The organism is Arenibacter hampyeongensis (assembly GCF_002909255.1).
In the GTDB taxonomy this organism is placed as follows: Bacteria; Bacteroidota; Bacteroidia; order Flavobacteriales; family Flavobacteriaceae; genus Arenibacter; species Arenibacter hampyeongensis.
Map to the genome: position 1 here is coordinate 1 of NZ_PIOB01000001.1, position 13,388 is coordinate 13,388.

The window sequence follows — 13,388 nt, forward strand, 5'->3', positions numbered from 1 at the left end:
ACACCGTACCTTGGTTATTCAGCCCTGGTCGTTTTTTGGGCGATGCAAAAAATGAACAGAACACAAACTCTGGGCAAGTCTATCCTATCTTTTTCTAATTCACACACAACTTTTAGGATTGGTCCTGTACTATACTTCTCTTTGCAGTCTTCTATAGGATTTGGGCGTATAACCAGTAAACTTCTTAAAAGTGGTGGCAAAATACTGGGAAGAACCAAAACCCAAGCCAAATGCCACTTCTGTAACCGTTTTAGTGGTCAAAAGATCCATTTTTGCCTGGTCAATCTTCAGTCGGTTCACATATTCCTTTGGAGGCATCCCGGATTCCTTCTTAAACCAAGCCTTAAAGTACCCTGTGGACATTCCCATGAAATTGGCCATTTCATCAACATATACAATCCTAAATAGATTTTTCTGAATAAACTTATCCAAGGAATTTAATTTTATGGATGGTGGACTTTGTTGGACTTTTTTGGACAAGATGACGGTTTCCAACAATATTTGGGTAATCAATTGATCTACCATAATTCTGGACAATATGGAATCTACATTTCCCAAATAATCTACCAGTTTCTCCAAAATCAATTTTAATTGAAACGAACCCTTAAATATACATTGGGATTTATCCAGTAGTGCACTAAGTAAAAAGTCCGATTGCTTTGTAGACATGTTGCAAAGCTTACCAACTGAGCTATCCAAAATTATCTGAAGCCAAAACAACTCCCCTTTATCTTCAGGAAATTCTCCCGTACTGTGAATAGTATCGGGGGGCACTACAAAAATATCATTTCCACTAAGTTCATATAAATGGTCCCCGATTTTATAATATTGTTTGCCCTTCATGCAAAAACATATTTCCAAAGCCCCAGGATGTTGGTGACCCGAGAGGCCAGGTTTTACTTCTTTGTATCGATAATGACCAAAGAACAATGCCCTTTTTATTCCAAAGTCCTGTAGATTGTATACCCTTCTATCCTGTGATGCTAAATCCATAAAAAATGTATAAAAAAGTAATATAGTATAAAATTAGAAGACTTTTGTATATTTAAATTACATATTTGGAGCCAGCAAACTTGAAATATGGAATCAAAAAAAACAAAGTTCCTTAAAGACGGATATATTAAAATTGAAAGCTTACTTTCCCTTACTGAAGTCGAAGGCCTTAGGACTTTTTACGATGAATTATTAAAGGACAAAGTCAAAACCGCCCATTTGAGGAGCGACCTCGCCGGGGTAGAAGTCAATCCCAACAAAAAGGTTGAACGTATTACCCAAATAATGAGACCCAGTAGTCTCGTTCCGGAATTGTTAAAAACCAGCGCATATAAAAAAGCTTTACAATGGGCCAAAGACCTTTTAGGTAAAGACATGGAACTTGATTTTGATATGATGATCAATAAGGCACCAAACACCAATACCCCTACCCCTTGGCATCAGGACGCGGCCTATTGGATCAACATGCCGGACCAAAGATCGGCTAGTTGTTGGATAGCATTGGATAAAGTGTTTGAAGAAAATGGTTGTATGTGGTTTATTCCCAAAACGGAAGGGAAACCAATCCTTCCCCATAAAAACATGCCTAATGGAGGAGCTCTATTTTGCGAAACCGACACCTCACAGGCGGAAAGTATTCCCTTATTGCCTGGCGGATGCACTTTTCATGATGGACATACCCTTCATTTTAGTCAGGGCAACACCACGGACACCCAACGTAGGGCCCTGATTTTAAATTTTAGGCCAAAAAAAATGATCGATTATGAGAGGGAACAGGGGGTAGACCATACTGGGGAAAGAAAGCAGAGAAATTGAATTAATATTAAATATGCTTCTTAAATTTATATATCCTCGATGGGGAAGTTCAGATTTGGCTTGGCCGGTATTTTTAAATAAGGTTAAGAAGGCCGGTTATCATGGTGTTGAAATAGACCTTCCACTAAATAGCACAGAAAAGAAAGAGATTTGTTCCATGTTGAAGGATATGGAATTGGATTTCGTTGCCCAACATTGGGAAACGAAGGAAGTAAATTTTGAAAAGCACCGGGAAAAATATAAAAGGCATTTATACAACCTGGGGGAAGCTAACCCCCTATTTGTGAATTCGCATACCGGCATGGATTTCTTTACCTATTCTCAAAATGCCACTTTGATTGAATTGGCCCATGAAATTGAATTGGAAACAGGGGTTATAATTACCCATGAAACCCATCGCTCCCGGTTTTCATTTGCTGCCCATGCCTGTTTATCATATTTGAAGGAATATCCCTTTCTTAAACTAACCTCCGACTTATCACATTGGTGTTGCGTTGCTGAATCCTTGTTGGAAAATCAACCCAGGGCTGTACAAAAAGCCATTGAACATACCTATCATATCCATGCTAGGGTAGGTTCGGCCCAAAGTCCACAGGTCATTGATCCTCGGGACGAAAACTATAAAAATGAGCTGGATCTATTTGGTAAATGGTGGAGCTTAATGATCGAGAATGCTTTAAAACAAAAACGCCCCTTTATCACCATTACACCTGAATATGGTCCACATCCCTATGCTCCATTTAAACCCAATACTCAAATCCCAATGAACGACCAATGGGAAATTAATGAGTTTATTCGAAAAGAAATAATAGAAAACTACACCAAAAAGGTATTTATTTCTTAACACTTAAGATCAACACAATTTTTATGAAGTATACATTACAAATTTTATTTCTCCTCTTAATAAATATTTCCTGTATTCCTTCATCACAACGGGAAACTTCAGAAGCAAAAGCCGCCCAAGATGTTCTTAGTAGAGCCTTGGGTCCTGAAAACGCCTCCAACTTTATTTTTAATTTCACTCGAAAAGATACCTTGGATACTTATTCCGTACAGGTAGAAAACAATAAGATAGTGGTAACTGGAACATCGCCCACGGCATTGACTAGAGGAGCTTATGATTATTTGAAAAATGCCACACATTCCATAGTTAGTTGGTCTGGAAACAAAGTTCATATTCCAGAAATATTACCCAAATACAACAAGACAACGACCACACCCTTTAAATATCGTTATTACTTAAACACAGTTACCCATGGTTACACGACACCGTATTGGGATTGGGAACGTTGGGAAAAGGAGTTGGATTGGATGGCCCTACACGGAATGAATATGCCCATAATAGCGGGTGCACATGAGGCAATTTTACTGCGAACCTTTAAAAAATTGGGGTTAACGGAAGAGGAAGCTTTGGAATATTTCTCGGGACCAGCTCATTTCCCTTGGAACAGAATGGGAAATATTGGAAATTGGGACGGTCCCCCTCCCCTTTCTTTCTTTGAAAAGCAAATAGGACTGGCCCATAAAATGCAAGACCGTATGAAGGAATTGGACATGCATCCCATTGTTCATGCCTTTGCCGGTTTTGTGCCCAAAGGATTGCAAAGAATATATCCAAATGAAGAATTAAGGGAATTAGGTTGGGGTGGTTTTGATGAAAAAGTGCAGATTCTATCCCCAAAAAGTGAACTTTTTAAAAAAATTGGAAAACTATACATCCAAGAATGGGAGAATGAATTTGGGAAGGGTGAATTCTATTTGGCAGATAGCTTTAATGAAATGGATGTCCCCTTGTCCGATGATCCAGAAATGGCCAACGAAGAACTGGCCAGCTATGGAAAGGCGGTCTACGAACCCATAGCAGAAGCCAATCCGGAAGCCGTCTGGGTAATGCAGGGATGGACCTTTCCCTATCACAGGGACAAGAAGGGAAATCTTTTCTGGACTCCAGAAAGATTGAAGGCAATGATGAGCGGAATACCGGATGATAAATTGTTAATATTGGATATGGCCAATGAATACAATGCCCTCTACTGGAAAATTCCCTATTCATGGGAAATGTACGATGGCTTTTTTGGCAAACAATGGATATATTCCTTTATCCCAAATATGGGCGGCAAGGTACCTTTGAACGGGGTACTGGATTTTTACGCCGAAGCCCCGGAGGAAGCCATTAATTTTAAGGGTAAAAAAAATCTTGTAGGCTTTGGGTTTGCTCCAGAGGGAATTGAAAACAACGAAATAATCTATGAGCTATTGGCCGATTGGGGTTGGAGGGAAAAAGCAATAAATCTGGACGAGTGGATAAAAAACTACTGTCTGGACCGTTATGGAAAATACCCTGAATCTTTAAAAGGAGCCTATAATCTTCTTCGCAAGTCCGCCTTAGGAACGTTTACCGACCATCCAAGATTTAAATATCAATTTAGGCCCGATCAAGGTTCGGCCACGGTTCATAACTCAGGTGATTTCCTTGAGGCAGCAAAGCTTTTTTTGGAAGCCTCCAATGACATTGATGATAAGGAATTATACAATTATGATGCTATAGAAATTGGGGCCCAGGCCATTGGACTTAAAATCGACTCCTTATTTAATGAGGCCGAAGGTGAAACCAACGAAAATTTAAAGTACCAAACCTATCAGAATGCCATAGATTTAATGTTAAAGTTGGATAGGGTTCTAGCTTCGCACTCCAAGCACAAATTAAGTAATTGGGTTGACCTAGCTAGGAATTTTGGGGACACGCCAGAGGAAAAATTGTATTACGAAAGCAATGCCAAAAGATTGATTACGACTTGGGGAGGTGGCGTAAACGAATATGCGGCACGCACCTGGAGTGGATTGATTGGGGATTACTATGCCCAAAGGTGGCAATTGTGGTTGGACGCCAATAAACATGGTAAGGATTTTGATACGTTGAAATGGGAAGAAGGATGGATAACTTCAGAATGGAAAAATAACACCGTGCCATATGAAGACCCAATTGCCGAGATAAAAGCAATACTACTTAATTCAAAATAATTGGACTATTGAGAATGGACCCATACCAGGCATTTCAACAATCTCATCCTTATCATTAAAAAAGTTAAGATAAAAAATACCCAGACTCAAATTATTGATAAATATAGGGTCAAAATAGTATCTTAATTGGGTAAAATATTACAACCTAAAATCGCATATTATTTTCGAAAAGCCATTCACATCAGTCATTTAGGTATTCCCCATAGTTGTTTGTCGATAATCTTATAGTGTTTAACATATAGTTAAGAAATTTAATACCAAATACGGTCTAAACTCAAGCTGTAATTACTAACAAATAACTAAAATCATATGAACAAGAAGATTCATTTCTTTTTAATGGCTTTAACCTTTCTCTGTCTTAATGGAGTTATGGCACAAAGCAAAACAATATCCGGAAGTGTTACGGATGCAAACGATGGAGCTCCTTTACCTGGAGTAAGCATTGTGGTCCAAGGGACCACAATTGGCACACAAACAGATTTCGATGGAAATTTTAATATTGAGGCTTCTACAGGTGACATACTTGTCTTTTCTTATTTAGGAATGAAAACACAAAATGTAACCATTGGCAATTCCACTAGCGTTAATGTTTCTATGCAAGAAGATGCCAGTCAACTGGAGGAGGTCGTAGTAACGGCTTTGGGTATAAAAAGAGAGGAAAGAGCTCTAGGATATGCCGTATCTGAAATTAAAGGTGACGATATCGCCCAAGTGGCGCAGATTAATCCAATAAATGCCATGCAAGGAAAGACAGCTGGGGTACAAATAAGCACCACTTCTGGAGGAACTTTTGGCGGTACTAGGATAACGATTAGAGGTAATTCAACATTTGATCAGAATACTCAACCGATCTTCGTTGTGGATGGAGTAATCTTGGACAATGATATAAGTGGTGAAAGTGGAGCAGATTGGGGTAACCAACTAAAAAATCTTAACCCTGATGATTTTGAATCTTTTTCTATTTTAAAAGGAGCTGCAGCCTCGGCACTTTATGGTTCCCGTGCACTTAACGGAGTTGTAATCGTAACTACAAAATCTGGGAAAAAAAGCAAGGGACTTGGAGTTAGTGTTAACCAGACCGTTGGGGTAAGAACTGTTTATGATACCCCAAATTTTCAAAATCAGTATGGTTCCGGCCTTACTGCAGGAGGGTTTAGCTTTGTAACCAACGGCCCCAATACAAGAACAAGGGACGATGCACATGACACTGGCCAGTTCTTTACCTATGATTTGGACACTGGTCTACCATCTATGGCTTTTGATTCTTATGAAGAACATGCAGCCAGTTGGGGACCCCGTTTTGACGGCCAGGAAATTATAGACTATGATGGTTCTAGAGCTACATGGTCTGCCCAGCCAAATAATTACAAGGACTCTTTTGATACTGGTTTTATAAGGAATACCAATGTGGCCATTGATGGAGGTAGCGAAACAAGTAGTTTCCGATTATCATTTTCCAATTTTTCCGAATCAGGGGTAGAGTTAAGGAACGATTTTGACAAGAATTCTTTAAGTTTCAAAGGATCTCATGATTTGATAAAAGACAAACTTACTGTTAATGCCGTAATGCACTACACTCGCTCCAAAGCAAAGAATCCTTTGCAACCAGGAGGACTTACTTCATGGTTTCACGACGGTTTCCCAAGAAACTATGATGTGAACAAGTGGAAGAATAACTATTTGGACGTTGACGGTGGAGTTCCACACCCAAATGGAGACAACTATAATTTTACCAGAATGAGCAGAATTTGGGCCCATGCTCTTGAAGACGATAATATCCGTACAGAGGGTTCATTTATCTCGAATATTAACTTGAATTATAAGATTTCGGACAATATTACAGCAACTCTTGATGGAAATATTAACCAATATACCTATAATCAAGAAACTAAGACCTTTGCAGACAATAGAGATAGACTGAACGGGTCCTACTACTTTGGAAACGGAGAAAAATTTCAACACAGTTTTTCCGCCAAGTTGTTTTTCGACAAACAGATCAATGATGATATAAGAATGGATTTGTTGTTGGGAGGAGAATTGTGGACTTCTAAGGAACAAGGCCAATATAGCAACACTACGGGTGGATTTAAAATTCGTGATTTCTATTCTTTGGCCAACTCAAAGGATGCACTTAGAGCCGGTGGCGGAATTGGACCAAGAAAAAAGATCAATTCAGTTTACGCCTTTTTCAATACCAGCTACAAAAGAGAACTTTATTTTAGTGCCACTGCTAGAAATGACTGGTCTTCTGCTTTGGTTTACCCAAATGGTAAAGGCAACAACTCTTATTTCTATCCATCAGCCAGCTTAGGCTGGGTAAGCTCGGAAACCTTTGAACTACCTGATTTTATATCCTTTGCCAAATTAAGGGCCTCCTACGCCATTGTTGGTAATGACACGGACCCATACAGGTTATCAACCGGATTTGTAGCTGATAATTTCAGTCAAAACCCCGACTTAAATATGTTTAGGTTCGAAGATAATACGGCTGTCTCGGTAAATTTGAAACCTGAAAAGAAATATTCCTTTGAAACAGGTTTGGATCTAAGATTCTGGAATAACCGTATTGGTTTGGACGTTGCCTATTACAAGGACAACACAAAAAATCAAATTATTCCATTACAGGTTCCTTCAGAATCTGGAATAGATAATCAATTGATCAATGCCGGTAACCTACAAAATCAAGGTATAGAAGCAGCCTTAAATTTAAAGATTGTAGACAACCCGGATTTTAGCTGGGATATAGGTGCAAATTACACCCATAACCGCGATAAAATTATTGAATTGGCCCCAGGTATAAACGAGTTTAGATTATTCGGGAATCCAGATGACTCCAACTCGGCTACCGCTTCTTATGCCTATGTTGGAGGTAACTATGGTGACTTGGTCACCAGAAGAGGTTACGATTATTATGACGGTACTAACAGTGCTAACCAAGGTATTCCAGTTTTGGCAAATAGAAACGGTTGGTCTGTTGCATATCCAATTGGCATCCAGAACAAGGATTCCTTATTCGTAATGGGTAACATGCAGGCAGATTGGTATGGTGGCATGAACACCTCTGTAAGATATAAAAGAGTGCGATTGAGTGCGATTGTAGACGCTAAATTTGGCGGCGAAATTTATTCAGCTGATGCCAGATACGGTCTACATCAAGGTGTTTTGGAAAGTTCTTTGCCCAATAGGGATGCTTCCCAAGGCGGTATTACATGGACAAGCGAAGGACAGGGACAAAACTTTTTCGGTAAGACCTACGAAGACGGGTATATTCCCAATGGAGTCTTTCCTGATGGCACAACCGTTACCTCAGGGCCTTCCGACAATAGAACCAACGTAGATGTTGGTGGCTTAACATATCAACAAGCATACGACCAAGGTCTGGTAGAACCAACACATTGGTCGGGATACGTTTACAGATGGACTTCAGCCAGTACTGGTACTCCAATTACCGGTGTTTATACCTCTAGCTGGGTAGCCTTAAGAGAGGTAACCTTAACATATGATGTTCCTTCGGAAATTTTGGACAAACTTCTAGTGAAAAGTGCTTCATTGGCATTGACTGGAAGGGATTTAGGGTTCCTTTATAATTCCTTACCGGATAATATAAACCCTACCCTAAGTAGTAATGCAGCGGCGAACCCACTTCAACAAAAGTCATCACCCTACATTAGATCTGTTTCATTTTCGTTAAAACTCAATTTCTAAATTTGAAAATTTACAACATGAAAAAAGTAATATATATTTTAATCGGCCTGGTTATTTTTACAGGTTGTGACGACGATTTTGCAGAAATCAATACGAATCCTGACATAGGGGTGCCACCACCAGAAACTTTGTTCACCTATGTTCAAAAGGAAATGGTTACCTATAAAAATGGCGGTGAATGGTATCACGAAAACCATCAAAAAATGACCTGGGCCCAGTACTTGGTGCAGGGAAAAGCCAATGATAGTGATATAAATACCATTCTACCTGGAAGTAAATATGGCACATTCTATGTGAAAATAATGAACCATTTAACTGAGATGAGACTTCAGATTTCTGAACTATCTGAAGAAGAACAAAAATTCTATCAAAAAATGGTGGCTGCATCTGATATCCTTCAGGCCTTTTTTGCACTTAGAATTACGGACCAGTATGGTGATATTCCTTACTCTGAAGCAGCCGATGGCCGTAGGGAAGGTAAATTAGATCCCAATTATGACAAACAGGAAGCGGTTTTATTACAGCTTGTAGATGAATTAAATTTGGCCATTCAAAAAATGGACGAAAATATTACTAGCAGCTATAATTTTGCTTCCAATGATATCGCTTATAAAGGTGATATCGCGAAATGGATTAAATGTGCAAATGCGGTTAAATTGAGAATTGCAACACGTTTATTAAGTCAAAATGAATCCAAAGCCCAAGAAATTATTACCAGCGTAGTGGCCGATGGTAGATTGATCGAAAGTGACGATGACCAATTCACATTTGATCTAGGAGGTACCTACAGAGGTTCTCCAGGTGCCGATTTTGAATGGAAAGGTGTAATGTGGTCTGCAGAACCAATGGTGGAATTCATGAAAACCACTTCCGACCCCAGGTTGAGAATATTTTACGAGCCCAATGGATATACCCAAGAGACCATTGATGCTTTTGCCGATCCTTCAGCTATTTCACCTGCGGTAGACATCACCAATGACAATGCTGTATTATACACCACTGCTGAAGGCGAGGATGTATTAGGATATCGCTTTATTGGATTACCTGCTTTTAGAAATGATCCCAATATTGGAGTACCCGATTACTATTTATTTGCAGATCAACCAAATACAGTTGGACCTAATGCTACAATGCTATCCAAATATAACAGAAGATTGATTCAGGAATGCAATTTTCGCTATGGAGGATTGCCACAACCAGAAGGTAATTATGTGGACGTAATGATATCCTATTCCGAAGTATGTTTTATGATGTCCGAATTCATTCTAAAAGGCTATACCTCAGGTGATGCGGCGGACTGGTACAGAAAAGGAATTGAATCTTCCCTGAGAACCTATAATATGTTGGGTGAAAAGCAAGATCTGATCATGCGGGTAGCAAATAAAGAATATCCTTATTTGTCCATAAGTGAAGATGAAATATCCAATTATCTTACCAACCCATCCTTACAATTGAATGGAACGGATGATTTGGAAAAGGTATACATTCAACAGTTTCTAAATTTTTATCGTCTTCCGGAAGAAGGATGGATACTTTCCATGCGCACTGGATATCCAAAATATGGTTCTTCATTGTTAGCAAGATCGGCCACCGATAACCCCGAAATTCCTTTTCCAAGAAGAATTCCTTCTCCTGAACCAGGTGACCTCAATGTCGCTAAATGGTTGCAATCCAATGCTGATCAAGGATTTACCAGCCCTAGGGATGAAACACCAAGTGTATTAAATTCCCAAAGGCTTTGGTGGGATAAAAACAACCCTACCATTGGTAGTGGAGGAAATTAAATTGAATCATTGACAATAATGTCTGTGTTTATTTTTTAAAATGGTTGGCCAACATGTTTGGTCAACCATTTTTTTGTAATTTAAACCCAATTAGGTCCTTTCACACTGCACAAAAGCATCAATAACACATTGCATTCAGCAAAAATAATATCAATATTAGTCTAGGTATTGGTTGCCTTGAACTAAGAACCAAGTTATCTTGGTAAAACCAAAAAACGCCAAAATTTCCGAAACAATATCCATGAAATACCTAACAATATATTTACCACTATTCCTGTTATTCACTATGGCCTCGTATTCGCAGCAATCGGCCTCGGGTATTCTATCCATATCCGAATTGGATATAGAAAAACCAGAACAACCTTGGTGGTCTGCCCAAAAAAACAAGGCGATCACCGGAGTCCCGATTCAAATTGGGGGAGAATCATTTAAAAATGGTATTGGCACCTTGTCCGGAAGCAAGTTATTTCTTTTCCTGGACGGTGAGGGTAAAAAATTCAAGGCCCAGGTCGGGATTCAGGACAAACATGAATTTCCGCCCAAAGTGAAATTTAATACACTAAGCGATGGCAATAAATTATTCTATTCCCAACACGAAGAGGATAAAACATTTGTAGGCATTGGCAACGCTGAAGACAACATGGGCAATGGAAGTGTTAGATTCGTAATTAAGGGAGATGGAATATTATTGTGGAAAAGCAAAAAAATTACTGGTGGAAGCAAGGCCATCAAAGTAAATTTAGACTTAAGTGGGATTCAAGTCATGGAACTCAGCGTAGAGGATAGCGGTGATGGTGTCTCTGGTGACCATGCCGTTTGGGCGAATGCAACCATCAACTATTCCAATTTTAAACCACAATTGGTAGATGCCAATTATCTTAATAAATTAAAAACTGTTGATGCCAATTTTAATAACAGCATTAAACCCATAATACAAAAATTACCTCTTGGCCAAGACATCTATAAAGATGGGGTAAGGACAGATTGGCTGATTGAAAAAATTAGCTTGCCATCAACGGTTTACCAACAGGCCAGTGGAAAGGAAATTGTAATTTCCAACGGATTGATCAGTAGGACTTTCCGACTAACCCCTAACTGTGCCACAGTTGGTTTTAACAATCTTGTATCTGGAGAATCGCTGCTCCGCGGTGTTAGTCCGGAGGCCATGCTTACCATAGACGGACAGGAATATGCGGTTGGTGGTCTGGACGGACAGATAGAATATGGCTATTTAAAAGAGGAATGGCTGGAACAGATGTGGAGTCCGGCAGGATCGTTTCAACTTACCGATTTTAAGATTGATGATATTCAAGAGCGTATAAACTGGCCAAACAAAAGATGGTCTTCCAAACCTAAAAGTCCGACCAAAGGAAAACACATTATTTTTTCTTATACACATCCGGAATTTAAATACCTATCAGTGAAGGTGCATTATGAAATCTATGATGGCATTCCTTTGATCAGCAAATGGTTCACCGTTAAGAACAACAGATCAGAATCCATTGTTTTAAACAATTTTAAGAGTGAAATCCTCGCCATGGTGGAGGCCGAAAGTGCCGTGGAAAAACAAAAAGGATGGGAGACCCCCAACATTCATGTGGAAAGCGATTTTGAATTTCATTCCATGTCCATGAAAAATGCCAACAAAGTGGTTCACTGGGAAAAAGATGCGCGGTATACTTCGCAGGCAAGTTATTTATTATCCACCCCTTGTTTGTTGGAATGCAAACTTCCTATTGGTCCAAATGAAACCATTGAAAAAGATGCTACCTTCGAATCCTTTAGAGTTTGGGAAATGCCCTTTGATAGTTATGATAAACAGCGTAAAGGCCTATATACCAACGCCATGTATTCCTTAATAGCCCCATGGACAACGGAAAACCCCTTATTTTTACATTTGACAACAACAGATGATACCAAAGTAAAGGCAGCTATTGACCAATGTGCCGAAACGGGTTATGAAATGGTCATACTTAGTTTTGGAAGTGGCCTGAACATGGAGGACCTATCCGATAGCAATATTAATAAATTTAAGTCCTTGGCAGATTATGCCCATTCCAAAGGCATAGAGCTTGGTGGATATTCCCTTTTATCGAGCCGATGGATCAGTGAGGAGGTAGATGTTATTAATCCGGAAACGGGAAAAAGGGGTGGCGTAATTCATGGTAGCTCTCCTTGCTTAAATAGTGAGTGGGGAATTGACTATTTTGAAAAATTAACAGCCTTCTTCGAAAAAACCGGTTTTGATCTTTTGGAACATGATGGTTCCTACCCCGGTCAATTATGTTCCTCCACCTTACATGTAGGTCATAAGGGACTGGAGGATTCCCAATGGAAATCTTGGAAACGAATTACCAATTTCTACAAATGGTGCAACGAAAAAGGAATTTCCCTAAATATTCCGGATTGGTATTATCTTAGTGGCAGCACTAAAAATGGAATTGGTTATCGTGAGGTGAACTGGTCCTTACCACGTGAACGACAATTGGTGCTAGGCAGACAGAATATGTATGACGGAACCTACGACAGGCTTCCCAGCATGAGTTGGACCTTTGTTCCCCTAACGGAATACCACGGTGGTGGAGCAGAAGCCACTATAGAGCCTCTGGACACCCATTTAAAGGCCTATAAGGCCCATATGGTGCAAAACTATGGCATGGGAGTTCAGGCCTGTTATAGGGGTCCCCGATTGTACGATACCGAGAAAACAAAGTCGACCGTAATAGAAGTGGTTGATTGGTACAAAAAATACCGCCAGATACTCAATGCACCCATTGTACACCTAAAAAGAGCCAATGGAAGGGAAATTGATGGTGTTATGCACGTTGATCCCGACTTAAACGAAAAGGGACTGGCCATGTTCTTTAACCCTACTAACGAGACCTTGTCCCAAACCATAAAACTCCCCCTTTATTACACAGGACACTCCAATGAAGTTAGCATTAAGGAGAAGGAAGGTGAAAAAATAAGCTATGAATTGGCAAGGGATTATTCCGTAGAATTAAAAGTGGAAATTCCCGCCAACGACAGTACTTGGTTTGTTATTTATTGAGCAATAAAATAAAACAT

The 13,388-nt window shown here is 39.6% G+C and carries 7 protein-coding genes; 6 read left to right on the forward strand and 1 reads right to left on the reverse strand.

Annotated elements, in window-relative coordinates:
* Positions 1–129 precede the first annotated feature (129 nt).
* Positions 130–993 carry an AraC family transcriptional regulator gene (locus tag CWD91_RS00005; RefSeq protein ID WP_103438912.1) on the reverse strand — a complete coding sequence of 288 codons (864 nt, stop codon included), beginning with the start codon at positions 991–993 and terminating at the stop codon, positions 130–132.
* Positions 994–1,080: 87 nt separating this feature from the next.
* Here CWD91_RS00005 and CWD91_RS00010 point away from each other — a divergent pair, with 87 nt between their 5' ends.
* The 6 genes from CWD91_RS00010 to CWD91_RS00035 all read left to right on the forward strand — a co-directional run bounded on the left by CWD91_RS00010 (position 1,081) and on the right by CWD91_RS00035 (position 13,371).
* Positions 1,081–1,809 carry a phytanoyl-CoA dioxygenase family protein gene (locus CWD91_RS00010; RefSeq protein WP_103438913.1) on the forward strand — a complete coding sequence of 243 codons (729 nt, stop codon included), beginning with the start codon at positions 1,081–1,083 and terminating at the stop codon, positions 1,807–1,809.
* Positions 1,810–1,822: 13 nt separating this feature from the next.
* Entirely contained in the window at positions 1,823–2,653 is an 831-nt protein-coding gene (locus tag CWD91_RS00015) for a sugar phosphate isomerase/epimerase family protein (protein ID WP_103438914.1), read from the forward strand.
* A gap of 23 nt (positions 2,654–2,676) precedes the next feature.
* Complete coding sequence (locus tag CWD91_RS00020) at positions 2,677–4,830, forward strand: alpha-N-acetylglucosaminidase (protein ID WP_103438915.1); 2,154 nt, start codon at positions 2,677–2,679, stop codon at positions 4,828–4,830.
* Between the two features lie 309 nt (positions 4,831–5,139).
* Positions 5,140–8,535, forward strand: coding sequence for a SusC/RagA family TonB-linked outer membrane protein (locus tag CWD91_RS00025; protein WP_103438916.1), 3,396 nt, complete (start codon positions 5,140–5,142; stop codon positions 8,533–8,535).
* Between the two features lie 17 nt (positions 8,536–8,552).
* Positions 8,553–10,319: a SusD/RagB family nutrient-binding outer membrane lipoprotein gene (locus tag CWD91_RS00030; protein ID WP_103438917.1), complete on the forward strand. Its 1,767-nt coding sequence runs from the start codon at positions 8,553–8,555 to the stop codon at positions 10,317–10,319.
* Positions 10,320–10,560: 241 nt separating this feature from the next.
* Positions 10,561–13,371, forward strand: coding sequence for an NPCBM/NEW2 domain-containing protein (locus CWD91_RS00035; RefSeq protein WP_205164581.1), 2,811 nt, complete (start codon positions 10,561–10,563; stop codon positions 13,369–13,371).
* Positions 13,372–13,388 lie beyond the last annotated feature (17 nt).